The organism is Massilia brevitalea (assembly GCF_030711405.1).
Taxonomy (GTDB): Bacteria; Pseudomonadota; Gammaproteobacteria; order Burkholderiales; family Burkholderiaceae_D; genus Telluria; species Telluria brevitalea.
The window spans coordinates 65,909-88,814 of record NZ_JAULSI010000017.1 but is presented as its reverse complement, the minus strand read 5'-3'; the positions used below and the strand labels follow the sequence as shown (position 1 = coordinate 88,814).

The 22,906-nt window shown below is 66.7% G+C and carries 20 protein-coding genes and 1 pseudogene; 8 read left to right on the top strand and 13 right to left on the bottom strand.

Going from position 1 to position 22,906, the window contains the following annotated elements; translation table 11 throughout:
* Positions 1-283: 283 nt before the first annotated feature.
* From QWL29_RS12820 to QWL29_RS12805, 4 genes are read right to left on the bottom strand one after another with little or no spacing between them, the layout of a single operon-like run.
* Complete coding sequence (locus tag QWL29_RS12820; protein WP_305823276.1) at positions 284-1,030, bottom strand: LytR/AlgR family response regulator transcription factor; 747 nt, start codon at positions 1,028-1,030, stop codon at positions 284-286.
* 20 nt (positions 1,031-1,050) lie between these two features.
* Positions 1,051-2,232, bottom strand: coding sequence for a sensor histidine kinase (locus QWL29_RS12815; protein ID WP_305823275.1), 1,182 nt, complete (start codon positions 2,230-2,232; stop codon positions 1,051-1,053).
* Between the two features lie 8 nt (positions 2,233-2,240).
* Complete coding sequence (locus QWL29_RS12810) at positions 2,241-3,734, bottom strand: carotenoid oxygenase family protein (protein ID WP_305823274.1); 1,494 nt, start codon at positions 3,732-3,734, stop codon at positions 2,241-2,243.
* 7 nt (positions 3,735-3,741) lie between these two features.
* Positions 3,742-4,167, bottom strand: a complete 426-nt coding sequence (locus QWL29_RS12805) for a DUF2141 domain-containing protein (RefSeq protein WP_305823273.1) — start codon at positions 4,165-4,167, stop codon at positions 3,742-3,744.
* A gap of 192 nt (positions 4,168-4,359) precedes the next feature.
* Here QWL29_RS12805 and QWL29_RS12800 point away from each other — a divergent pair, with 192 nt between their 5' ends.
* Positions 4,360-4,647 carry a hypothetical protein gene (locus QWL29_RS12800; protein WP_305823272.1) on the top strand — a complete coding sequence of 96 codons (288 nt, stop codon included), beginning with the start codon at positions 4,360-4,362 and terminating at the stop codon, positions 4,645-4,647.
* A gap of 18 nt (positions 4,648-4,665) precedes the next feature.
* Here the strand turns inward: QWL29_RS12800 and QWL29_RS12795 are convergent, their stop codons facing one another.
* A complete protein-coding gene (locus tag QWL29_RS12795) occupies positions 4,666-4,911 on the bottom strand; it encodes a hypothetical protein (RefSeq protein ID WP_305823271.1) in 246 nt (81 codons plus the stop codon).
* Between the two features lie 115 nt (positions 4,912-5,026).
* Positions 5,027-5,452 carry a DUF2141 domain-containing protein gene (locus QWL29_RS12790; protein WP_305823270.1) on the bottom strand — a complete coding sequence of 142 codons (426 nt, stop codon included), beginning with the start codon at positions 5,450-5,452 and terminating at the stop codon, positions 5,027-5,029.
* A 59-nt stretch (positions 5,453-5,511) separates the two neighbouring features.
* On the opposite strand from QWL29_RS12790, the pseudogene QWL29_RS12785 reads away from it, so the two are divergent.
* Positions 5,512-5,949 (top strand): annotated as a pseudogene (locus tag QWL29_RS12785) (sterol desaturase family protein); the annotation flags it as partial.
* A 37-nt stretch (positions 5,950-5,986) separates the two neighbouring features.
* Here the strand turns inward: QWL29_RS12785 and crtB are convergent.
* The 7 genes from crtB to QWL29_RS12750 all read right to left on the bottom strand — a co-directional run bounded on the left by crtB (position 5,987) and on the right by QWL29_RS12750 (position 13,741).
* Positions 5,987-7,003 (bottom strand): 15-cis-phytoene synthase CrtB, encoded by a 1,017-nt coding sequence (gene crtB, locus QWL29_RS12780; protein WP_305823269.1) that lies wholly within the window; start codon positions 7,001-7,003, stop codon positions 5,987-5,989.
* Positions 7,000-8,490, bottom strand: a complete 1,491-nt coding sequence (locus QWL29_RS12775) for a phytoene desaturase (protein WP_305823268.1) — start codon at positions 8,488-8,490, stop codon at positions 7,000-7,002. The genes crtB and QWL29_RS12775 overlap by 4 nt, the downstream gene beginning before the upstream one ends.
* Positions 8,487-9,677 (bottom strand): lycopene beta-cyclase CrtY, encoded by a 1,191-nt coding sequence (crtY, locus tag QWL29_RS12770; protein WP_305823267.1) that lies wholly within the window; start codon positions 9,675-9,677, stop codon positions 8,487-8,489. The genes QWL29_RS12775 and crtY overlap by 4 nt, the downstream gene beginning before the upstream one ends.
* Before the next feature lie 7 nt (positions 9,678-9,684).
* Positions 9,685-11,037 carry a glycosyltransferase gene (locus QWL29_RS12765; RefSeq protein WP_305823266.1) on the bottom strand — a complete coding sequence of 451 codons (1,353 nt, stop codon included), beginning with the start codon at positions 11,035-11,037 and terminating at the stop codon, positions 9,685-9,687.
* Positions 11,038-11,091: 54 nt separating this feature from the next.
* A complete protein-coding gene (locus tag QWL29_RS12760; RefSeq protein WP_305823265.1) occupies positions 11,092-12,060 on the bottom strand; it encodes a polyprenyl synthetase family protein in 969 nt (322 codons plus the stop codon).
* A 675-nt stretch (positions 12,061-12,735) separates the two neighbouring features.
* Complete coding sequence (locus QWL29_RS12755; RefSeq protein WP_305823264.1) at positions 12,736-12,921, bottom strand: hypothetical protein; 186 nt, start codon at positions 12,919-12,921, stop codon at positions 12,736-12,738.
* 145 nt (positions 12,922-13,066) lie between these two features.
* On the bottom strand, positions 13,067-13,741 hold the full coding sequence (locus QWL29_RS12750; RefSeq protein WP_305823263.1) for a TetR/AcrR family transcriptional regulator: 675 nt from the start codon (positions 13,739-13,741) through the stop codon (positions 13,067-13,069).
* 113 nt (positions 13,742-13,854) lie between these two features.
* Here QWL29_RS12750 and QWL29_RS12745 point away from each other — a divergent pair, with 113 nt between their 5' ends.
* The 6 genes from QWL29_RS12745 to QWL29_RS12720 all read left to right on the top strand — a co-directional run bounded on the left by QWL29_RS12745 (position 13,855) and on the right by QWL29_RS12720 (position 22,852).
* Complete coding sequence (locus QWL29_RS12745) at positions 13,855-15,009, top strand: HlyD family secretion protein (RefSeq protein ID WP_305823262.1); 1,155 nt, start codon at positions 13,855-13,857, stop codon at positions 15,007-15,009.
* A 44-nt stretch (positions 15,010-15,053) separates the two neighbouring features.
* Positions 15,054-16,658 (top strand): DHA2 family efflux MFS transporter permease subunit, encoded by a 1,605-nt coding sequence (locus QWL29_RS12740; RefSeq protein ID WP_305823261.1) that lies wholly within the window; start codon positions 15,054-15,056, stop codon positions 16,656-16,658.
* 26 nt (positions 16,659-16,684) lie between these two features.
* Positions 16,685-18,157, top strand: a complete 1,473-nt coding sequence (locus QWL29_RS12735; protein WP_305823260.1) for an efflux transporter outer membrane subunit — start codon at positions 16,685-16,687, stop codon at positions 18,155-18,157.
* Between the two features lie 353 nt (positions 18,158-18,510).
* Complete coding sequence (locus QWL29_RS12730; RefSeq protein WP_305823259.1) at positions 18,511-20,259, top strand: DUF8614 domain-containing protein; 1,749 nt, start codon at positions 18,511-18,513, stop codon at positions 20,257-20,259.
* Between the two features lie 183 nt (positions 20,260-20,442).
* Positions 20,443-22,071: a methyl-accepting chemotaxis protein gene (locus tag QWL29_RS12725; RefSeq protein WP_305823258.1), complete on the top strand. Its 1,629-nt coding sequence runs from the start codon at positions 20,443-20,445 to the stop codon at positions 22,069-22,071.
* A gap of 85 nt (positions 22,072-22,156) precedes the next feature.
* Positions 22,157-22,852: a hypothetical protein gene (locus tag QWL29_RS12720; RefSeq protein WP_305823257.1), complete on the top strand. Its 696-nt coding sequence runs from the start codon at positions 22,157-22,159 to the stop codon at positions 22,850-22,852.
* The last annotated feature ends 54 nt before the right edge of the window (positions 22,853-22,906 follow it).

Sequence of the window (22,906 nt, the reverse complement as noted above, 5' to 3'; positions counted from 1 at the left end):
AAATGGAACGGGACCGCAAGGTCCCGTTTTTTATTGATCATCCGTTACGTGTGCATGGAAACGAGACGTCAATCGTAGGGTGGGCACTCCGTGCCCACGCGGTACGTGCGTATCCTTCTTACGTTGACGGTGAGGTGTCGCTCGCCGGCTTAAACCACATCGCAACCATCGACCGGCGAAGGCCATGGGTGAAAGGACACGCACGTAACCGCGTGGGCACGGAGTGCCTAGCGCGGCCCGGCCCACCCTACGGGATACGCCGCAGGATGCTGGACACGCTGTCTCACATCTGTCGGAACAAGTCCACGTAATTCCGGCTCACCACCAGCTGCTCCTCGCGCCCCTTCAGCTTCACGTACAGCCGCCCGCGAAAATCCGTGCGCGTCCCCGCGACATGCTTCGCCGCCACGATCGCCCCGCGATGAATCTGCCAGAACTGCTGCGGATCGAGCTGCTCCTTCAGCTTCGACAAGGGTGTGCGGATCAAGCTCTCGCCATCGGCCAAGAACACGCTGGTGTACTTGTCGTTGCTCTGGAAGTAAATCACCTCGTCGACCGCAATCAGCCGTGTCTCCGTCCCTTGCGCCGCGCGTATCCACTGCAGCGGCGCCGGCGCGGCGGCAGCGGCAGGCGCCGCCACTCCCAGCTGGCGCAGCAGCGCCTGCAAGGCATCCGGCGCCACCGCCGGCGCAGGGGCCGACGAACGCAAGGCCTCGCGCAACCTGTCCACGGTGCGCTGCAAACGCTCCAGCCCGATCGGCTTCAACAAATAATCAAACGCCGCGTGCTCGAACGCGTGCACCGCATACTGCTCGTGCGCCGTCGTGAACACCACGCGCGGTGCACGGCCGCCGCCGAACAGGCGCGCGGCCACATCGAGCCCGGTCAGGCCCGGCATCTGGATGTCGAGGAAGACGACGTCGGGCGCCAGCTCGTCGATCAATTCCAGCGCCTGGATGCCGTTGGCGGCGCGCGTTACGCGCAATTCGGGCCAGGCCTGGGCCAGTTGAAAGGCGAGGTAGTCCAGCAAATGCGGTTCGTCGTCGGCGATCAGGGCGCGGGGGGAGTCGATGGTGGCACCTCAGGTAAGGGAAGCAGCAGGCGCGAGGTCACGCCGCAGGGCTGGTTTTCGATTAATTGTAGCTGAGCTGCCGGACCGTGCAGCTGGCGCACCCGCTCGCGCAGGTTCGACAGGCCGACGCCGCCGCCGGGACGCGGCGGGGCATGGCCAAGTCCCATGCCCGAGTCGCTCACCTCGACGCACAGCGCATCCTCGACCAGCCGCGCCCGCACCAGCACCTCGCCGCCTTCCATCTTCGGCTCGATGCCGTGCATGATCGCGTTCTCGACCAGCGGCTGCAGCAGCATGGGCGCGATCGGCAATGCGCGCGTATCGGCATCCGCCTCGATGCGGTAGCGCAGCCGCGCACCCATGCGCACGCCCAGCACGTCGAGGTAGGCGCGCACCAGGTCGAGCTCTCCACCGAGCGTGGCAGAGTCGCCGCGGCTGGCGGCGAGGCTGGCGCGCAGGTAGTCGATGAAGCGCTCCAGCATGCGCCGCGCCTGGGCCGGCTGGGTGTCGATCAGGCTGACCACATTCGCCAGGGTGTTGTACAGGAAGTGCGGTTCTATCTGCGCCTGCAGCGCGCGCAATCGCGCTTCGGCCAGCATGCGTCCGGCGGCGGCAATCTGCTCCTGCTGGCGCGCGGCCTGCGTAGTAAGCTCAACTTCGCGTTCGATGCGGCGCTCGCCGGCGAACAGCACCAGGCGGATGATGATGGCGGTGCCGACGGCGTACACGGCGATGGTGATCATCGGCCCCGAGCGCAGCACGTCGAGCGGATGGGCGTTCGACAGCACCACGCGCATCAGCCCGATGCCGAGCAGGGCGCCTAGGCACGATACCGCCATCTGCGCCAGGCGCGGGCGCCAGCCCTTGCCCGACACTGCCAGTGGCGCAAAGCGGCGCAGGCTGTACAGGGCGCCATGGATCAGGAAGCCGACCACGTTGGCGCCGATCAGCATCGCCACCAGCCTCGGCCCAAAAGGCCCGGAGCGATGGAACAGCCACTCTTCGGCGACGGCGAGCACCAGGCCGATCAGGCAGTTCCAGACGAAGGTGTAGATCAGGTTGCGCAACGGCGAAGCGCGGATGCGGCGGAACGGCGCCAGCACTTCGAGCGGATGCACGCCGCGCGGCGCGGATTCAGGCGGGTTGGAAGACATGGTCATGGGGGCGTTCAAGTAGTCAGGAAATTACCATGAAAGCAGTGCGGTGTGCGATAGGGCAAGCTGGCCAGGGCCAGCGGTCCGTCGCTGATGCGCGCCGCGTCGAACACGCTCAGTACGCCCACGCCACGGCGGGTGTCCTGGGCCACGCCGACCAGGTAGCCGTCGCGTTCGTTGCGGGCGCCGCGACGCGGGACCAGCACGTGTTCCTCGACCTGCCAGCCGGCGCCGAAGCGGTAGCTGTCCGCCTTGCCGCTGTCGGTGTCGACCACGTTCACCGTGTCCAGTACCAGTTCGCGGTTGGAGCGGTCGCTGCTGAGCAGGGCCAGGCGCCGATGGCGCGTGCCGACCACCTGCGGCATCACGCGCGGGAATTCGCTGGGGCCGAGCAGGCGCTGGGTCGTGGCCCGGCCGCTGGCATAGTCGAGGCAGACCTGCACGGCCTGGCTGCGTCCCGGCGCGTTGTCGACGCGCGTGCCGCTCATCAGGCTGCCCAGGCCGGCGAGGGCGTCGCCCGCGTGCAGCACCACGTCGAAGCGGGTGCAGTCGCCATCGTCCCAGGCGTTCCCGAGGTGGAAGACCATCTGCGGCGGCAGCGCGAAGACCTGGCGCAAGGCCAGCGTGTCTTTCGCCACCACGACGATGCGCGTCGGCCGCGCCCTGGCGCCGCTGCCGGCCCACGTGTGGCGCTCGGCAAAGCTCAGTGCCGGATCACCGCTGAAGTCATAAGGCGGCACCACGAAGACCAGGTGCTTCGCGCTGACGGCGAAGTCGTGCACCATCGCCAGCTGCGGCACCTCCAGCACGTTCGTCCGCAACAGCGTACCTTGGGCATCGATCTGGTACAGCGCCAGGCGGTTGGCGCCGGGCAGGGCGCCGAAGTTCCACATGCCGCCTTGCGGATCGACCTTCGGATGCGCCGAGAAGGGCATCGTCTTCACATCGTCGCGCCAGGTCTTGATGCCGAGCGTGGCCAGCGATTCCGGGTCGACCTCGGTGGCCGAGCCGCCTTCCCACAGCGCGTACAGGCGGCCAGCGAACGGCAGCAGGTTGGTATTGGCGGCGTTCAGGGTGTCGTTGTCGCGAAAACCGCGGCGCGCGACCATGGTGCCGAAGGCGGGATACAGGAACTGGCCGGCATCGGACTCGTCGCGGAAGCGCCGGGTTTCGACGAAGCGCCCCTGGTGGCGCACCTTGCCGCCGTCGATGGTCCAGCGCTGGACGAAGCCGTCGCCGTCGAACCAGTGGTGGTAGCGCTCGCCGCCGAGCTCGAATCGTCCGGGCCCGTTCCGGTAGACGCTGCCCTGCAGGTCCTTTGGCAGGCGGCCTTCGACCACGGCCAGGCCGGATTGCTCGCCGACCTGGTCGGCATACACGGCGAGCGATTTGTCGCGCGCCAGGGCGGCGTGGAAGCGCCCGTAGGTGGCGGCATCGGCGCGGGCGTTGCCGGTGAGGGCAAGGGCGCCCAGGCCCAGGCTAGCCGTGAGGAAATGGCGGCGTTCCATGATGCCCTCAGCGCAGCGAAACGGTGACGGCGGCGCCGGCGGCCGGCACGCTGAAGCGCGCCTGCTCGAAAGACGGCGGCCCCATGTTGCCGAGGGCGTTGTTGCTGAAGGCATAGTCCTCGGACGGGATGCCCATCATGTTCTTGTCCATCTTGCCGTTGCCGTTGGCGTCGTGGAACAGGGCAAAGCCGTAGGCGCCGGCCGGGACGTCCTTGACGACGACCTTGGTGCTGCCATTCGCGGCCGGGGCCGCGCCGGCTTTCACCGTGCGCTTCAGGAAGCCGTCGGCCGAATCGTAGAGCGCGACCATGATCTGGCCCTGGTCGTTTTTCACGCCCTCGACGGTGATGCTCAGGTCGCCGGCGTGGGCGCTTGCGGCAGTGGCGGTGGCGAGGACGAGGGCGAGGCAGGCGGTGAGGCGTTGCAGTTTCATGGCGTTCTCCAGTGGCGTTGTAGGGTGAGGCCACTGTAGCGAGGCGCTTGCCGCGCGGTGCGGCAATGCGACGAAGGAGAGCGGCGCCGGCGCCAGATGCATGCCGGCGGCGCGAGTTGCAAGCGTGCCGATGTTGAACTGTGCCGCCGGCTTGCTATGATGAAGAGGCACCGGTCATCGATGGAGACAACCATGGAAGAGCACGGCAACGAATTCGTCGGGACGGTGTTCGTCCTGCCCGAGTCGCGCAGTTTCGAGCTGAAGACGACGCTGCACGGGGTTCCGGTTACGCTGACAGGAACGGTGTCGCAGCATCTGGCGGCCCAGTTCGCGGGCAACCTGGCGGCCGGGGCGCCGATCGACGTGCGCCAGCTGGCGCTGCAGCCGCGCCGGGTAGAAGTGCTGACGCGCGAGATTCACGAGCGTCACCGGGCGCCGCGCAAGATGCATTTCCTGATGCGGGTGATCGACGGCGCCTAGGCGGGCTGCCAGGCAGGCCTAGCGGCCCAGCCCGTTGTTGGTGCCGCCGCTGTTCATCCGCTCGTTTTCGAAGGCCTGCTTGTCGATCTCGCCGCTATTCACCGCGCCACGCTCGGCCTTCTTGCGCGGAATGAGGGTGCCGGTCGGCGTGTTCGAGTCGGCCATGCGTTCCTTGCGCGATGACTGGCCTGCACTGGTATCGGCAGTAGCGGCACATCCGGCCAGCGACAGCATTACGCCAGCCAGCAGAAACAGCTTCTTCATCCTTGCTCCTTCGAAGTGTGGACAGGCAAAACGCCTGCGACTGCAAACTCTAGCATTGCAAGCGTCGCCGCAATCTCTTCAATTGTCACTGCCGCACGCGCGCGCCACCCGACGCTTACTTCAACTTCACCGGCGCCACCGTCGTCCCATCCTTGACCTCGATCGCTGCGTCCTCGAAGCCCGGCGGACCGAACTTGCCGCGCGCATCGCGGCTGAAACCGTAGTTTTCCTTTGGTACGCCGATGAAGCTGCGGTCGAGCTCATTGTTCTCGTTCTCGTCCTGGTAGGCCAGCACGGCCCAGTTGCCGGCCGGGATATCCTTCAGCGTCACCACCGTCTCCGCCGCCCTGGCCGGCGCCGAGCCGCTGTAGCTGCATTGCTTCAGGAAGCGTTCCTTGTCGCACAGGGCGACGTTCACCTTGCCCTTGCCGGGGGTGACGCCCGACACGCGGACCTCGACCGTGGCGGCCGATGCGCCTGCCGTCAGCGCGCAGGATAGGGTGACAAAGAGGGTGCAACCGAAAACCATCTTGAAAAACATGTGTCGTCCTTTATTCATGGGAGGAAACGCCGATTCCCCAGCCGTGCGCACTGCGCGCCATGGTAGGCTGTTGGTATCCCGGCTTCTTGTTAATTCGTCAAACCATGCTGCTCAATACGCTCATCGTCGTGCTCACCGTCGTGTTCATGGAAGTCTTCTCCATCGTCGCGCACAAGTACGTCATGCATGGCTTCGGCTGGGGCTGGCACAAGTCGCACCACGAGCCGCGCACCGGCTGGTTCGAAAAGAACGACCTGTACGCGGTGGTCTTCGCCGGCGTCGCCATCGCCCTCATCTACGCCGGCACGCGCGGCTACCATCCGCTGGAATGGATCGGCGCCGGCATGACGGCCTACGGCTTCCTCTACTTCGTCGCCCACGACGGCCTGGTGCACGGGCGCTGGCCTTTCCGCTACGTGCCCAGGCAGGGCTACCTCAAGCGCCTCTACCAGGCCCACCGCATGCACCACGCGGTGGACGGCAAGGATGGCGCGGTCTCCTTTGGCTTCCTGTATGCCCCTTCGGCCGACAGCCTCAAGCAGCAGTTGCAGGCGCTGCATGGAGGCCGCCTGCAGCGGCGCCAGCCGAACCAGCAGCCGACTCAGCAGCAGGGCGCGTCCACAGCCGGGCAGGGCGCGGCGAATTCGTCGTCCGAATCCGTGAACTGAGCGCGTCGAACCCGCCGCGCAGCAGCAGCCACAACTTGGTGAGCTTGCTCGTGCCGGCGCGCGTGTCCCAGGCGCGCGGCCCGCGCCGCTTCACCACGATGCCGATCTGGCGGTACACCAGGCGTGCGGTGGCAATTGCCCAGGCCGAGCGCACGGGCAGCGCAGCCAGTCCGGCGTAGGCCGATTCGTAATACGGCTCGGCATGGTCGACCAGGCGTGCGGCGATGTTCGCCAGCGCCTCGCGGTGGCGCGGCAGCGCGATCTCGTCCTGGGGGATGCCGGCTTCGCGCAGCCAGGCTGCCGGCAAATAGCAGCGCCCGATCTGCGCATCGTCGACGATGTCGCGTGCGATGTTCGTCAGCTGGAAGGCCAGGCCCAGGTCGCAGGCGCGGTCCAGCACGGCCGGGTCGCGCGCACCCATGATCGAGGCCATCATCAGGCCAACCACGCCGGCCACGTGGTAGCAGTAACGCAGGGTGTCGTCGATGGTCTCGTAACGCGCTTCCTCGACGTCCATGGCGAAGCCGGCCAGGTGGTCGTAGGCATGGCGCGGCTCGATGCCGTGCTTGAGCGCGACTTCCTGGAAGGCGGCAAAGGCCGGATCGTGCATGCGTTCGCCGGCGTAGGCGCGGCGGGTCTGGTCGCGCAGCAGGGCCAGTTCCTTGACGGGGTCGTGGCCGGCCGCGTGCGGCGCCGCCGCTACGGCGGCGGGGGCGAACCCCAGCTCCTGGCCGTCGACCACGTCGTCGCAATGGCGGCACCAGGCATACAGCATCAGCACCCCGCGCCGGGTCTCGGCATCGAACAGTTTCGCCGCCGCCGCAAAGCTCTTCGACCCGACCGCTATGGTCTGGGTGGCATGCTGCATCAGCGCTTCGCTCATGCCGCCACCTCGCCCAGCATCAGGCCGGCAGTGGCCTTGGCCGAGCCGATCACGCCCGGCACACCGGCGCCGGGGTGGGTGCCGGCGCCGACCAGGTAAACGTTGGCCAGCTCGGCGTCGCGGTTGTGCGGGCGGAACCAGGCGCTTTGGGTCAGGATCGGTTCCAGCGAGAAGGCCGAGCCGTGGTGGGCGTTGAGCTGGTCGCGGAAGTCGTGCGGCGTGAAGATGCGGCTGGTGACCAGTTGGCTACGCAGGCCCGGCATATAGCGTTTTTCCAGGTACTCGAAGATGCGGTCGCGGTACAGCGGGCCTTCGACTTCCCAGTCGATCGGCGCATTGCCCAGGTGCGGCACCGGCGCCAGCACGTAATGGCTGCCGCAGCCGGGCGGCGCCAGCGAGGGGTCGGTGACGCAGGGCGCGTGCAGGTAGAGCGAAAAATCGTCGGCCAGCGATTCGCCGTTGAAGATGTCCTTGATCAGCTCGCGGTAGCGCGGGCCGAAGCACACGGTGTGGTGCTGCAGCTGCGAATGGTAGTGGTCGAGTCCGAAGTAGAGCACGAACAGGGAATTCGAGAAGCGTTTCTTCTTCAGCGATTCCGCTTCGGCCGCGCCGCGGGCATCGTGGCCGAGCAGCTTGGCGTAGGTGTGGACCACGTCGGCATTCGAGGCCACGGCGTCGGCCTGGAACAGGCGGCCGTCTTCGAGGCGCACGCCGGTGGCGCGGCCGTCCCTCGTTTCGATGCGCGCCACCGGCGCGTTCAGCTCGAAGCGCCCGCCGATGTCCTGGAACAGCTTGACCAGTCCCTTGACCAGCGCGCCGGTGCCGCCGCGCGGGAACCACACGCCCCAGCGCCGTTCCAAAGCATGGATGAGGGTGTAGATCGAGGAGGTGGCGAAGGGGTTGCCGCCGACCAGCAGCGAGTGGAAGGAGAAGGCCTGGCGCAAATGCTCGTCCTGGATGAAGCGCGACACCATGCCGTACACGCTGCGCCAGGCCTGCAAACGCGCCAGCTGCGGGCCGGCCTGGATCATGTCGCGGAACGACAGGAAGGGCACGGTGCCGAGCTTGATGTAGCCTTCCTCGAACACGGCCTTCGAATACGCGAGGAAGCGTTTATAACCCTCGACGTCGGCCGGGTTGCGCGCGTGGATCTGGCGGTCCAGCGCTTCCTGGTTGTTCAGGTAATCGAAATGGCTGCCGTCTTCCCAGCACAGGCGGTAGAAGGGCTCGACCGGCAGCATCTCGACGTAATCTTCGATGCGCTTGCCGGCCAGCGTGAACAGCTCCTCGATGCAGGACGGATCGGTAATCACGGTGGGGCCGGCGTCGAAGACGAAGCCCTGGTCTTCGTAGACGTAGGCGCGGCCGCCCGGCTTGTCGCGTTTTTCGAGCAGGGTGGTCTGGATGCCGCGCGCTTGCAGGCGGATGGCCAGCGCCAGGCCGCCGAAGCCGGCGCCGATGACCACGGCGGTTTGTTGTTGGTTCATTCGGGGTTCCTGATCTGACGAGGGTGGATCTTGCGGGCCGCGGCAAAGGCGGCCACCAGGGGCACGGGCGGTTTGCCGCTGAGGATGCGCGCCTTGTCGCGCAGGCGCAGGCGGCCGGCGTAGAAATGGGCGATCAGGCGCGGCGACAGGCGGTAGAAGCGCCCCATCACGCGCCAGCGTTTGTCGGGGCTGCCGGCCAGGAACAGCATGCGGTTCAGCAGGCGGAAGAAGCGCTGGGCGCGCCATTCCTGTTGCGCTTCGTCGCGGATCGCCGCGAACAGGCGCGGGGCGCTGAAGTCGGCGCCGTTGTCAATGAGGCCGGCGATGCGCTCGGCCAGGCGCACCGCATGCGGCAGCGAGTAGCCGGTGGTCGAGTGGAACAGGCCGGCGCGCAGGCCGGCGCAAGGCTGGCCATCGAGCTCGCGCCAGTAGGCGTCGAAGTCGCCGGCCAGCACGATGGGCAGCGAGCCGTGTTCTTCGCGCAGCACTTCCTCGATCTGCCAGCCGCGCGCCTGCGCATACTCGGCGATATTCGCGCGCAGGCGCTCCGGCTCCCAGGCGCCGGTGTCGACGTAATGCGTGTCTTCGATCAGCAGCGTGTGTTCATCGAAGGGCAGGGTATACACGAAGCGGTAGCCACCCTGCTGCTCGACGCTGGCGTCCATGATGATCGGGGCGGTGAGTCCGTGCGGCGCGGCCAGGCGCACTTCCTGGCCGAGGAAGGTCTGGTAGCCGAGCGCCAGGCGGTCCGACGCGCGTACGCCGCGGCCGTCGATCACGGCGCTTGCATGCAGGACGTCGCCGCCGGCCAGCGTGACCGTGGTCGGGGTCAGCGCATCGATCCGCACGCCGGTGCGCAAGGCGGGGCCGAGCGCCGCACTAACGACGCGCGCAAAGGCGTCCGAGGTGACGCTGGCATAGCCGCTGCCCAGCGTGCGGGCGTAATCAGGAAAGACCACGTCGTAGCGCGGCCAGCGTTTGGCGACGACAGGCGCGATCCAGGCATGCTGCTCCGGCGTCAGGTCGCCGTCGTGGAAGGACCAGGTGTGGTTGCCGCCGATGCGTTCCTCTGCTTCCAGCAGCAGGATGCGCAGCCCGGGGCGCTGGGCGTGCAGGCGCCAGGCGATCAGGCCATTCGCCAGGCCGCCGCCGGCCAGGATCACATCGTATTGCGTGTCGCTTGCCATGACGGGTTTATCCAAGGCTGGCCACACCCGTCTCGGCCGTTGCCGGCGGCCCTGCTTGCACCTGCGCCTGGACGGGCTGGCGCAAGGCGAGCCGCTGGCCCAGGGCGTCTTCGACCAGGCTGGCCGCGCGCGCGGCGCCGCCGGCGCGCGCCAGGTCCTGGGCCAGAGGCGCCATGCGTCTGGCGAAGCCGGCATCGTCGAGCAGGCGGCGCAGCAGGCGGCCGATCTGCGCCGGGCTGGCGAAGCGCGGCGACGCCGACAGGCCGATGCCGGCATGGCGGATGCGCGCCGCCGCGCCGGGCTGGTCGAAGGCGATCGGCAGCGCCAGGATCGGCGTGCTGGCGGCAATCGCATCCATCACCGTGTTCGAGCCGGCGTGCGAGATCACGACGTCGGCGCGCGCCAGGACTTCCTGTTGCGGTGCAAAGGCCACCACCCAGTCGGCGCCCAGCTCGCGCAGGGCCTGGGCCTGGCGTTCGTCGAGACCGCCGCAGTGGGCAACCAGCAGCTGCACGTCCTGCTTGCGGCAAGCCTGCACGATGCGCTTGAACAGGCCGAAGCGCCCGCCCTGCAGGGTGCCGAGCGAAGCGAAGACGAAGGGACGGCCGGGATCGACATCCGGCATGCGGCGGCCGTCGTCGTGGATTTGGTCGGCCTGCGTGGAGCGCAGCGGGCCGACATGATGGAAGTGCGGCGGCAGCGCCTTGCGCGGGAAGTCGAAGGTCTCGACGGTCTGGCTCACCTCGACCAGCGGCGACAGGCATTCGTGCAGGGCGCTGCGCGGCGCCAGGCCCAGATTGCGCGCCTGCGCCGCGATCACCTCGGCATGCGGCGACATCAGCCAGTCGTAGACGCGCGTGCTGCCCTCGACCATGTGGCGCGCGCGCTCGCTGTCCTCGAAGTCGAAGGGCATGACCGGCAGCGGGATGCCGGGCTCGCGGTTCACCGGCAGCGCGTTCGCCACCGAGGCGAAGGGCAGGCCCATGCCCTCGGCCACCAGGCCGCCGGCCGCTTCCATCTGGTCGCACAGCAGGGCGTCGATGCCGAGCGCCTCGATGGCGGGCGGCAATTCGCGGCACAGCATCCCGGTGGTGCGCGCCATGTCCTGGATCACGCGGCGCAGGCCCAGCGGCCCGCCGGGATTGGCGGCGCGCTCGATGGAAGCGGCCAGCGTGCCGGCCGGGTGGGTGTCGCGGCCGAGCGCGTGGAAGCCGAGGCGTGGGTCCTTCAGGTAGGCGCCGGCATCGACCTGATGCAGGAAGGTGATGCGGTGGCCGCGCGCGGCCAGTTCGAGGCCGAGCGCCGCCATTGCGCTGTAGTGGCTGTAGAACGCCGGTGCGACCACGCCGAAGTGGGCCATGCGCTGATTCCTTGGATTACACGGGTTGATTCGACGGGGCAGCTGGAGCCATGCTCAATGGCGCACCGCGTAGTCGGCCTGCTGGCCGGCAAAGTAGTGCCCCGCGCCGCCGCCGAACAAACTGCCGACGAAGCGGCGCGTGCCCTGCTTGCTGCCGATGGCGTCGGTCAGGCAGCGGTCGGCTTCGTGCAGGTGGTCCATCAGGCGCCGGCGCGCTTCGTCGAAGCCGAGCGTGTTGATGAAGGTGGCCTTGTTGACGTCCTTGCCCGTGTCCTTGCCGGTGATGGTCGGGTCCATGCCGGGGCCGTCCTGGAAGTCGTCGCGCAGCTGGAAGGCGTGGCCGGCGGCCAGTGCAAAGGCGCGCAGCGAGCGGGCCACGCAGTCGTCAGTTTCGGCAATGATGGCGGCCATGTCGACCGCGGCGCCGAGCAGCACGCCGGTTTTCAGTTCGTTGGTGGTGGCGATGTCCTCGGCCGAGCGGGCAGTGGCCTGCAAATCGAGGAACTGGCCGCGCACCAGGCCTTGTGCGCCGATGGTTTCCGACAGCCGCGCCACCAGCCGCGTGCGTACCGGCGGCGGAATATCCTGGGCCGCGCCGAGGATGCCGAAGGCGCGGCTGAGCAGGGCGATCGAGGCGAGGATGGCGACGTCTTCGCCATACTGCACGTGGATCGTGGGTTTGCCGCGGCGCAGCCGGGCGTCGTCCATGCAGGGCATGTCGTCGAGCACCAGCGAGGCAGCATGTACCAGTTCGACGGCGCAGGCGACGTCGATCAGGGCCGGCGAATCGCAGCCGAGGTCGCGCGCGACCAGCATCAGCAGCAGCGGGCGCATGCGCTTGCCGGAACCGAGGGCGGCGGCGCGCATGGCGGCGGCCAGGCGGTCGGAGTTCGGGCCGCTGTCGGCGAGCAGGGCGGCGAGGCGGTCTTCCACTTCCCGGCGCACCATGTCGAGTTCCGCCCCGGTGAACTCCTTCGGGGCGTCTATCTCGCGCTTGGCGAATCTTTCTGCTTGCGTACCCATACGCGCTCCTCCGCCAAAGTGGATGTGAAATTGATGAATTCGGAGCCAATCATACCGGAAACTTGACTGAATAATAATCAACAAGTTCAACGGTGTGCGGTATAGACAAGTTTGGCACTTATGCCCTGGCGCCGTCGTTTGTATGCATCGGTACTGCTGACGGCAACTATTCCATGGTCCGGCCATGATTGGCGCCTCAGGCGTCGAGAGACGCAACGCAAACAGTTCCAGACGCCGCACAGCCGGGGTCAAGTCTGACATCGAGACACGAGCTCTGCATTAAACCTCGGCAGGCTCCTGGTACGCCTGAGTTCGTGTCCGAATGTCAGACTTGACCCCAGTTGTTTTTTGGCGATAGAGCGGCGCAGCCGGGGTCAAGTCTGACATCGAGACACGAGCTCTGCATTAAACCTCGGCAGGCTCCTGGTACGCCTGAGTTCGTGTCCGAATGTCAGACTTGACCCCAGTTGTTTTTTGGCGATAGAGCGGCGCAGCCGGGGTCAAGTCTGACATCGAGACACGAGCTCTGCATTAAACCTCGGCAGGCTCCTGGTACGCCTGAGTTCGTGTCCGAATGTCAGACTTGACCCCAGTTGTTTTTTGGCGATAGAGCGGCAAAAAAAATGCCGCCCGACTTGCGTGGGCGGCATGCGCGTATGCGCTAGCTGGTCCTGGTCAACTGTAGGCAGTCCAGGTCTGCGGAATATCGATCTGGCCGGTCTTGGCGGCGTTGGCGTAGGCGCGCATTTCGGCGACGACGGCTTCCAGCTGTTCGTTACCCGGGTTCTGCAGGAACCCCTTCATGCGTTCGTGCAGCGCGGCTTGCTGGTCGCGCCATTCATAACGGGAAGTCTTGCTCATGCTGCCCCCTTGCAATTGAACACAGTGATGTTCTTGTTGAGATCCATGACATCCTCCTTGATAAGGGAGTCAGGTTCTCACACAAGCGTGCACGGGATCGGTGCGCTGACGCACATTTGCTCAGCAGTATCCAGCGGAAAAAGACCTATCGCAACACGGCGCGATAGAACATGGCCAGCCGTTCATCGAGCAGGCGATGCGCTTCGGCGCTCGATGGTTGGGCGTCGGGAAATACGAAGCGCTGCACGCTGTCGCCGGAGATGATGCTGATCAGGAAAGCCGTCAGCTGGCCGAAGGGTAAATCGTCGCGCAGCTGGGCGCGCACGTCGGCGCGGGCGAAGTAGCGGTCGATCATTTCGCGCGTCAGGCGCGGGCCGGCGCCGTAGAACGTATCCGCCAGTTCAGGGTTGCCGGGCGCCTCGGCGATCACCACGCGCTGCATCGCAATCAACTGGTCCTTGTATAGCAGATCGAAGAACTGGTGCGCGAAGTCGCCGACCACCTCACGGAGGGGCCGCATGTCCGTGTCCATGTCGCGCATGCGGAAGAACTGATCGCGGCGCGCCACCAGCACCGCATTCAGCAGGCCGGCCTTGCCGCCGAACTTCACGTAGATGGTGCGCACCGCAACGCGCGCGGCGCGGGCAATGGCTTCCAGGCTGGTGCGGGTATAGCCGTTGGCCAGGAACAGGCGGGCGGCGGCGTCGATCAGGTCCTGGGTGCGTGCTTCGACGTCGCCCGCCTTTGGACGGCCGGCGCTGCGAGGGCAGGCGGGCGCCTGGCCTTCCGGCGCTGCGAGTGCTTGCGATGGTTTGCTCATGCCGTCACTGTAAATCACCAACAAATGAAATGCAACCGTTTCATTTCTTGACGAACCCAGGCGAATGCCGAATAATGTAGGACAACACTTATTCCCTTTTCGGAGTTGCCTTCATGTCCCAACCGCAGACTTCGGGCCCGCAAGCCCCGCTCGGCGCTACCCCATCCGCTGCACCAGCCGGCGCACCTGCCGCACCGGGCAAGACCCCGCCCAACAAGCGCGTGCTGGTCGTGGTCGGCCTGATCGCCCTGGCTGCCATCGTCGCCGGCGGCCGCATGTGGTACCGCAGCCATAACTTCGTCGAGACCGAAAACGCCTACGTCGCCGGTCACGTGCACCCGGTCTCGGCGCGCATCGCCGGCGTGGTCACGCGCGTGCTGGTGGAAGACAACCAGCATGTGAAAGCGGGCGACCCGATCGCCGAACTCGATCCAGCCGACCAGCACGTGCGCGTCGAGCAGATCGAGGCGCAGATCGCCAGCGCCCGGCAGCAGGTGCTGCAGGCCGACGCCCAAGTGGCGCAGGTCAAGGCGCAGGCCGAAGCGGCCGGCGCCCAGGTCGGCCAGTCGCAGGCCCTGCTGGTGCGTGCGCGCCAGGACGCCGAGCGTTTCGGCCAGCTGTACAACACCACCATGAAAGCCGTCTCGAAGGCCGAAGTCGACGCCGCGAACGCCGCGCGCGCCGCCGCCACCGCCGACGTGGCTGCGCGCCGCGACACCGCGAACGCCGCCAAGGCCAGCATCGCCGCCGCCAGCTCGGCGCGCGACGTGCTGAATGCGCAGATCAAGGTGCTGCAGGCGCAATTGAAGGATGCGCAGCAGCAGGTCGGCTACAGCCGCATCGTGGCCCCGGTCGATGGCCGCATCGGCCGCCGCAGCGTGGAAGTCGGCGCGCGCGTGCAGCCGGGCCAGCAACTGGTGGCCGTGGTCGAGGACAAGGTCTGGGTCACCGCCAACTTCAAGGAAACCCAGCTGGCCGGTTTGAAGCAGGGCCAGGAAGTGGAACTGGCCGTCGATGCGCTGCCGGACGAGCACCTGGTCGGCCGCGTGGAAAGCTTCTCGCCGGCCTCGGGCAACCAGTTCGCGCTGCTGCCGGCCGATAACGCGACCGGCAACTTCACCAAGATCGTGCAGCGCGTGCCGGTGAAGATCGTGTTCGACCAGAAGGACGTGCAGCGCCTGTCCGGCCGCCTGGTGCCGGGCATGTCGGTGGTGGCCGAGATCGACTTGCGCCAGAAGGCGGAAGCGACCCGCACTGCGGCCAAGTAATCGCCTGAGCCTAATCGCTTGAGCCAACACGCCAAGGACCACCCATGAGCACTACGACCAAGGCTGCCCCCGGCGCCTTCCCGGGCGCGCCGGCTGCCGGCGCCGCCATCGGGCTGCGCACCTGGATCGCGGTCGCCGCCGGCATGCTCGGCGCCTTCATGGCGGTGCTCGACATCCAGATCACCAACTCGTCGCTGCGCGACATCCTGGGCACGTTGTCGGCGACCCAGGAAGAGGGTTCCTGGATTTCCACCGCCTACCTGTGCGCCGAGATCGTCGTGATCCCGATGACGGCGCTGTTCGCGCGCGCCTTCGGGGTGCGCAACTACATGATCGGCACCACCGCGCTGTTCCTGGTCTTCTCGACCCTGTGCGGCGCGGCCTGGAACCTGGAAAGCATGATCGCTTTCCGCATGATGCAAGGCTTCACCGGCGGCGCCCTGATCCCGATGGCGATGACCCTCGTGATGACGCGCCTGCCCGCCTCGAAGCGCGCGACCGGCATGGCCATCTTCGGCCTCACCGCCACGCTGGCGCCGGCCATGGGCCCGACCCTGGGTGGCTACCTGTCCGAGCTGTACAGCTGGCCGTCGATCTTCTATATCAACTGGGTGCCGGGCGTGCTGCTGATCGCCGGCATCATGTGGGGCCTGGACAAGGAAAAGGCGCAGGTCGGCCAGCTGGTGCACGCCGACTGGCTCGGCATCTTCCTGATGGCGATGGGCCTGGGGTGTTTGACCATCTTCCTGGAAGAGGGTAATTCGAAGGACTGGTTCGATTCCAGCTTCATCATCAGCTTTGCCGCGCTGTCCCTGATCGGCATCCTCGGCTGGGTAGCGAACAGTTTTGTCCGCCAGCAGTCGTTCGTGAATCTGCGCCTCTACGGCCAGCGTAACTTCCTGGTGGCGACCGTGCTGTCGGCCGTCACCGGCATGGGTTTATACGGTTCGTCGTACCTGCTGCCGCTGTACCTGGGCCAGATCGCCGGCTACACGCCGATGCAGATCGGCGAAGTGATTGCCTGGGTCGGGCTGCCGCAGCTGATCGTGATGCCGTTCGCGGCGGCCCTGTCGTCGAAGGTCGACAACCGCATCATGTGCAGCTTCGGCTTGCTGCTGTTCGGCGGCTCCTGCCTGATGAACGCCTTCATGGACGCCAGCACCGGCTACGACCAGCTGATGGTGACCCAGATCATCCGCGCCATCGGCCAGCCTTTCGTGATGCTGACGCTGTCGAATTTTGCGATGCAGGGCATCGCGCCGAAGGACATGCCGTCGGCCTCGAGCCTGTTCAACATGACGCGTAACCTGGGCGGTTCGGTCGGTATCGCGCTGCTGGCGACCTCGCTCACCAACCGCGAGCACTTCCACTCGGCGCGCATCGGCGAATCGGTGTCGACCTATGCGCCGGCGACCCAGGAACGCCTGGACCAGATGACGCAGGCCTTCATGGCCAGTGGCATCGACCCGGCCACGGCGGCCAACCAGGCGCTCGCCGCGCTCGACCGCATCGTGCGGCGCGAATCGTATGTGATGGCCTACAACGACGGTTTCTGGATCGTCGGCCTGATCCTGATCTCGTGCATCGCCGTGGTCTGGCTCGCCGACAAGGTCAAGTCCCCCGGCGGCGCCGGCGGCGGTGGCCATTGAACCCTATTCGATTGAAGAGAAAAACGATGTTCGAATCCTTTGCCCAGAACCTCCCGCGCCGCGCGGCGCTTGCCGTGGCGGCCGCCGTGCTGGTGTCCGGCTGCTCGACGATCGGTCCCGACTTCGTGGCGCCGAAGCCTGTCGAAGGCGCGGCCTTCCGTCATGCCACCGTTTCTTCTGAAACGGCCCCTGCGGACAATGCCCGCCTGCCGGCCAACTGGTGGACCGTCTTCAACGACGCCACCCTGAGCGAACTGGAAGCGCGCGCCCTGCGCGACAGCCCGGGCGCGAAAGCCGCGGCCCAGCGCCTGCTGCAGGCGCAAGCCCAGCTCGGCGTGGTGCGCGCCGGCCAGGCGCCGAACGTGTCGGTCAACGCCGGCATCTCGAACTCGCGCACCTCGGCTGAAACGGCGCAGGGCCTGGCGCTGGGCGGCCGTTCGATCGAAGGTAACAACTACACGGTCGGCGCCTCGCTCTCGTACGAGCTCGATATCTGGGGCCGCGTGCGCCGCATCGTCGAAGCCGCCGATGCCGGCGCGCTGGCGGCCCAGGACGACCGCGACGCCGTGCTGCTGATGCTGACCGGCCAGGTGGCGCAAAGCTACTGGCAGCTGCGCGGGCTCGATGCCGAGCAGGCGATCCTGGTCGATGCCCTGGCTGCGCGGCGCGAAGCGCAGGAACTGATCGAGGCGCGCTTCAATGCCGGCCTGTCGAACGAGCTGGACGTATCGCGTGCCCGCATCGAGCGTGCGAATGCCGAAGCCGACTTGCACGAGGTGCAGCGCCAGCGCAACGCGGTCGAGCATGCGCTGGCGGTGCTGGTGGGTGTCTCGCCGAGCACGCCGCTGGTGGCCAGTGCCGCCAGGACCGCGCTGCCGCTGCCCCCCGCCATTCCGGTCGGCCTGCCGGCCAGTTTGCTGAGCCAGCGGCCGGACCTGGCCGCCAGCGTGGCGAACCTGAAGGCGGCGAATGCGCAGGTGGGCGTGGCCGAGGGCTTGTTCTATCCGTCGCTGACGCTGACCAGCAACTTCGGCTACGCGTCGGAATCGCTGCGCGATCTGGCGGGCGGCAGCGCGCGCCAGTTCTCGGTGGGGCCGCTGGCCCTGTCGCTGCCGGTCTTCGACGGCGGCCGCAACCGCGCCAACCTGGCGCTGTACCAGGCGCGCTATGACGAAGCAGTGGCGAACCATGAGAACCGTTTGCTGACGGCCCTGCGCGAAGTGGAAGATGCATTGTCCGACGTGCAGGGGCGCCAGAAGCAGGGCGACGTGCAGGCCCAGGCACAAGAGGCGGCGGCGCGTGCGCTGCTGGTGGCGCAGGCGCGCTACGAGCGTGGCGTGTCGACCTACCTGGACGTGATCGACGCCCAGCGCAGCACGCTGGCAGCCGACCGCGCGGCGGCGCAGATCCGGACCCAGCGCTTGCTGGCGTCGGTGGCCGTGGCGCGCGCGCTGGGTGGTGGGTGGGAACAGGCGCCGGCGCTGGTGACGGTGCGGTAAGCAGTTCGCTGGTTCTGGCGCGGTCTGCTTGGCCTGCGCCGCTTCCTGGGGCGGCGCCATTTTCCGTACGGTGGGCACCCCGTGCCCACGCGGTTACGTGCGTATGCTTGCACCTGTGGCCGTGAATCTTCGCCCGCGACATCATCAACGGCCAAAACGCTATGCATGCGTTTTGGCCGTTTTCCATTTTCGCGAGCGAATCATCACCGTTAGCGGTGCAGGCAGAGGCACGTAACCGCGTGGGCACGGGGTGCCCACCGTACGGTTGAAGTGATCAGCAAGATCACGCACAGTCCCCTCCTCACCTAACAGGATTACAATCCCCCGCTTGCATTCACACCAACAGGGGACACATGAAACACGCGCTTGCTCCACTCATCGCTCCACTCGTGCTGGCCATGACCGCTGCCGGCGCCGTCACTGCCGCCGACACACCCGCCACCAAACAAGCCCCCGCCAGCGTCACCCAGCTGAGCACCATGGCCAAGCGCTTCGCCCCCGTCGAACTGCGTGCCGACACCGCCAAGCTCTCGCAAGGCGACCGCGCCGCCATCGCCAAGCTGGTCGAAGCAGCAAAAATCGTCGACACCCTGCAATTGCGCCAGCGCTGGGCCAGCAACGAAGCGCTGTGGGCGGCCCTGAAAAAAGACACCACCCCGCTCGGCAAGGCGCGCCAGGAATACTTTTGGCTGAACAAGGGCCCCTGGTCCATCATCGACGTCAACCGCTCCTTCATGCCCGCCGAGTACGCCGGCATCGCCATCCCCGCGCACAAGCCCGATGCCGCCAACTTCTATCCGCCAGGCGCCACCAAGGAAGCCCTGGAAGCCTGGATGAACGCGCTGCCGGCGAAAGACAAGGAAGCCGCCCAGTGGTACTTCACCGTCATCCGCAGCGACAAGGCCGGCAAGTTCCGCACCGTGAAATATTCCGAGGAATACAAGCCGGAACTGGAGCAGCTGGCCAGGCTGCTGCGCGAAGCCGCCGCCCACACCGACAACGCCTCGCTGAAGAAATTCCTGACCCTGCGCGCCGACGCCTTCCTGTCGAACGATTACCTGGCCTCGGACTTCGCCTGGATGGACCTCGACAGCCCGGTCGACATCACCATCGGACCCTACGAAACCTATAACGACGAGCTGTTCGGCTACAAGGCCGCCTTCGAAGCGTATGTGAGCGTGCGCGATCCCGAGGAAACGCAGAAGCTGAACTTCTTCGGCAAGCACATGCAGGAGCTGGAAGACAACCTGCCGATCGACAAGCAGTACCGCAACCCCAAGGTGGGCGCCATGGCGCCGATGGTGGTGGTGAACCAGGTCTATGGCGCAGGCGACGGCAACATGGGCGTGCAGACCGCCGCCTATAATTTGCCGAACGACGAGCGCATCATCCGCGAGCGCGGTTCCAAGCGCGTGATGCTGAAGAACATCCAGGAAGCGAAGTTCGAATCGACCCTGAAGCCGATCACCAAACTCGTCCTGCGCCTGCAAGACCAGAAGGACCTCGACTTCAATTCCTTCTTCACCCACATCCTGGCCCACGAAATTACCCATGGCCTGGGACCGCATGTGACCCGCCAGGGCGGCAAGGAATCGACGCCGCGCCAGGACTTGAAAGAGGCGTACTCGACCATCGAGGAAGCGAAAGCCGACGTCACCGGCCTCTGGGCGCTGGCCTACATGATGGAGAAGGGCCAGTTGAAGGACACGCTGGGGCAGGGCGAAGCAGCCGAGCGCAAGCTGTACAACACCTTCCTGGCCTCCTGCTTCCGCACGCTGCACTTCGGCCTGACCGATTCGCACGCGCGCGGCATGGCGATCCAGGTGAACTACCTGCTCGATAAAGGCGCGTTCGTCTCGCATGGCGACAGCACCTTCTCGGTCGACTTCAAGAAGATCAGGCAAGCCGTGATCGACCTCGACCGCGAATTCCTCACCATCGAAGCGACCGGCGACTACGCGCGCGCCAAGGCGATGATGGCGCACTACGTGGTGATCCGCCCGGACGTGCAGAAGGCGCTCGACAAGATGAAGGCGGTGCCGAACGATATCCGTCCGGCCTTCGTGACGGCTGCATCGCTGAGCGGGGCGCCGGCGCGTTAATCGAGACAGTCGATAGAGAACGCCGAACTAGAAAATAGCTATTATCTATCGACTTTATTGAATGGATAGCGCGAACAAATGATTCGCGCGGTTTCTGTTATATTCATAGTTGTTTCCATGTGGAAATTACCGTCGTATGAAGCGACCGGAGCACCTGCTCCGCATGAATGTAGCGAGCAAACCATGTCCTTATCCAAACTCACCATCGGCGCACGCCTTGCGCTGGGTTTCGGCGCCGTGCTGGTGCTGATGATGCTGTTGACCGCGCTGGCGGTCAGCCGCGTCGGCCAGATCGATGCCACCCTGAACCACATCAACGACGTCAACAACGTCAAGCAGCGCCACGCCATCAATTTCCGTGGCAGCGTGCACGACCGCGCCATCGCCCTGCGCGACGTGGTGCTGGCCGCCGACAATGCCGCCGCCGGGCCGGCGCTGGCGCGCATAAGCACCCTGGCCGCCAACTACGAACATGCCGCAACCGAGCTCGATGCCCTGTTTGGCGCCGGCCGCGAAGTGCTGCCCGAGGAGCGCGATGCGCTGGCCGCCATCAAGGAAGAAGAGCGCAAGGCCCAGCCGCTGGTTGCGCAAGTGAGCGCGCTGCGCCTGAATGGCGACGCCGAAGGCGCGCGCACCCTGCTGGCCCAGGAAGCCGGCCCGGCCTTTACCGCCTGGCTGGCCAGCGTAAACCGCCTGATCGACCTCGAGGAAACGCGCAACAAGATCTCGACCGCGGAAGCGCGTTCGCTGTCGAGCAGCTTCTTTGCCTGGATGGGCGTGCTGTGCGCAATTGCGGTGGCCATTGGCGCGCTCGGCGCCTGGACCATCACCCGCGGCCTGCTGCGCCAGCTCGGTGGCCAGCCGGACTACGCCGTGCAGATTGCCGGCCGCATCGCCGCCGGCGAACTCGGCGTGCAGATTCACACCGCGCCCGGCGACCGCTCCAGCCTGCTGTACGCCATGAAGGGCATGCGCGACAGCCTGGTCGGGATCGTGTCGCAGGTGCGCGCCGGCACCCTGACCATCGCGACCGCCTCGACCGAGATCGCGGCCGGCAACGAAGACCTGTCGCGCCGTACCGAACGCCAGGCCGATACCCTGATGGACACCGCCGCCTCGATGGAAGAACTGACCGCCACCGTGCGCCAGAATGCCGACAATGCGCGCCAGGCGAACGTGCTGGCGGAATCGGCGTCGGGCGTGGCCACGCGCGGTGGCGAGGTGGTGGCGCAGGTGGTGCAGACCATGGCCTCGATCAACGATTCCTCGAAGCAGATTGCCGACATCATCGGCGTGATCGACAGCATCGCCTTCCAGACGAATATCCTGGCCCTGAACGCGGCCGTGGAAGCAGCCCGCGCCGGCGAGCAGGGGCGCGGCTTTGCGGTCGTCGCCAGCGAGGTGCGCAACCTGGCGCAGCGCTCGGCCAAGGCAGCGCAAGAGATCAAGGCCCTGATCAAGAGCTCGGTCGAGCGCGTCGATGCCGGCGCCCGCCTGGTGGACGCGGCCGGGAATACCATGGACGAGATCGTCGCCAGCGTGAAGCACGTGACCGGCATCATGGCCGAGATCAGCGCCGCCAGCGCCGAGCAGCGCGCCGGCATCGAGCAGGTGAACACGGCCATCGGCCGCATGGACGAGGCCACGCGTCAGAATGCGGCGCTGGTCGAGCAGGCTGGCGCTGCCTCGCTGTCGCTGCAGGACCAGGCGGCGGCGCTGGCGCAGGTAGTGAGTGTCTTCAAAATGGCACAGTCCGACAGCCCGACTGTTGCATCGCCGCCTCAAGCGCGGCGCCTGGCGTTGCCGGTTTGAACACGGACAAAAATATTTCTGATTGGGAAGATATTCTCGGTTCTAGAATTGCCTTAGAGCATTTCATCCAGACCGGAAGTCTTCCATGTCCAAGTATCCTGCCGTTGCCGCGCTGCTCGCCTGCGCGTCCATCCAGTCCGCTCATTGCGCCGACCTGACCGCCCTCGAGGGGCGCTGGCTGCAGGCGGCGGCGCCGGTCCTGTCCTATTCCCAGAAGCTGGCGCTGCCGATCGACATCGTCGTGCAGCCCCAGCCACGCGCCAACGACGTGCCGCTGGCCATGGGTTTCGATAACGGGCGCTGCAAGCTGGTGCTGACCCTGCGCGGCAATCCTCAGGCCGAGACCATCCTCGACGGTGTGCCCGATGCGCAGCGCGGCGAACTGATCGAGGCGATGACGGCGCACGAGGTGGCGCATTGCTGGCGCCACGTGCGCGGCGCCTGGAAGGCCTTGCCGGCCGGCTTCGTCGAGGTAGGCGAGGAGCGCGCCGCCAGCGGCGAACTGCTGGCCGCCTCGAAAGCGATGCGCGAGTCGCGCCGCGAGGAAGCCTACGCCGACCTGGCCGCCCTGGCCTGGACCCGCCAGCGCAATCCCGACGCCTATGGCCGCGTGCATGCCTGGTTCGAGTCCGTGCGCAAGGCGCAGCCGGTGGCGCGCAGCGGGCACGACACCCGCCTCTGGGTGGAACTGGCGCGCGACGCCAGCCGCCTGGGCAATACCGGCGCCCCGTTCGACGATGCGGCGCCGCTCTGGCGCGAGGGCCTGCTGCAGGCCGAGTGAATTCCTCCCGATGGCGGCCGCATGCGCCGCCGCAGAGCGTTCATGGTTTTTCCG

Excerpts from the sequence above, each read along its gene's own strand:
- QWL29_RS12740 (WP_305823261.1), top strand. The coding sequence starts at position 15,054 with ATGAGCACTACGACCAAGGCTGCCCCCGGCGCCTTCCCGGGCGCGCCG.
- QWL29_RS12775 (WP_305823268.1), bottom strand. The coding sequence starts at position 8,490 with ATGAACCAACAACAAACCGCCGTGGTCATCGGCGCCGGCTTCGGCGGC.
- QWL29_RS12725 (WP_305823258.1), top strand. The coding sequence starts at position 20,443 with ATGTCCTTATCCAAACTCACCATCGGCGCACGCCTTGCGCTGGGTTTC.
- QWL29_RS12735 (WP_305823260.1), top strand. The coding sequence starts at position 16,685 with ATGTTCGAATCCTTTGCCCAGAACCTCCCGCGCCGCGCGGCGCTTGCC.
- QWL29_RS12755 (WP_305823264.1), bottom strand. The coding sequence starts at position 12,921 with ATGAGCAAGACTTCCCGTTATGAATGGCGCGACCAGCAAGCCGCGCTG.
- QWL29_RS12720 (WP_305823257.1), top strand. The coding sequence starts at position 22,157 with ATGTCCAAGTATCCTGCCGTTGCCGCGCTGCTCGCCTGCGCGTCCATC.
- QWL29_RS12810 (WP_305823274.1), bottom strand. The coding sequence starts at position 3,734 with ATGGAACGCCGCCATTTCCTCACGGCTAGCCTGGGCCTGGGCGCCCTT.
- QWL29_RS12800 (WP_305823272.1), top strand. The coding sequence starts at position 4,360 with ATGGAAGAGCACGGCAACGAATTCGTCGGGACGGTGTTCGTCCTGCCC.
- QWL29_RS12805 (WP_305823273.1), bottom strand. The coding sequence starts at position 4,167 with ATGAAACTGCAACGCCTCACCGCCTGCCTCGCCCTCGTCCTCGCCACC.
- QWL29_RS12760 (WP_305823265.1), bottom strand. The coding sequence starts at position 12,060 with ATGGGTACGCAAGCAGAAAGATTCGCCAAGCGCGAGATAGACGCCCCG.
- QWL29_RS12790 (WP_305823270.1), bottom strand. The coding sequence starts at position 5,452 with ATGTTTTTCAAGATGGTTTTCGGTTGCACCCTCTTTGTCACCCTATCC.
- QWL29_RS12750 (WP_305823263.1), bottom strand. The coding sequence starts at position 13,741 with ATGAGCAAACCATCGCAAGCACTCGCAGCGCCGGAAGGCCAGGCGCCC.
- QWL29_RS12795 (WP_305823271.1), bottom strand. The coding sequence starts at position 4,911 with ATGAAGAAGCTGTTTCTGCTGGCTGGCGTAATGCTGTCGCTGGCCGGA.
- QWL29_RS12765 (WP_305823266.1), bottom strand. The coding sequence starts at position 11,037 with ATGGCCCACTTCGGCGTGGTCGCACCGGCGTTCTACAGCCACTACAGC.
- crtB (WP_305823269.1), bottom strand. The coding sequence starts at position 7,003 with ATGAGCGAAGCGCTGATGCAGCATGCCACCCAGACCATAGCGGTCGGG.
- QWL29_RS12730 (WP_305823259.1), top strand. The coding sequence starts at position 18,511 with ATGAAACACGCGCTTGCTCCACTCATCGCTCCACTCGTGCTGGCCATG.
- crtY (WP_305823267.1), bottom strand. The coding sequence starts at position 9,677 with ATGGCAAGCGACACGCAATACGATGTGATCCTGGCCGGCGGCGGCCTG.
- QWL29_RS12745 (WP_305823262.1), top strand. The coding sequence starts at position 13,855 with ATGTCCCAACCGCAGACTTCGGGCCCGCAAGCCCCGCTCGGCGCTACC.
- QWL29_RS12815 (WP_305823275.1), bottom strand. The coding sequence starts at position 2,232 with ATGACCATGTCTTCCAACCCGCCTGAATCCGCGCCGCGCGGCGTGCAT.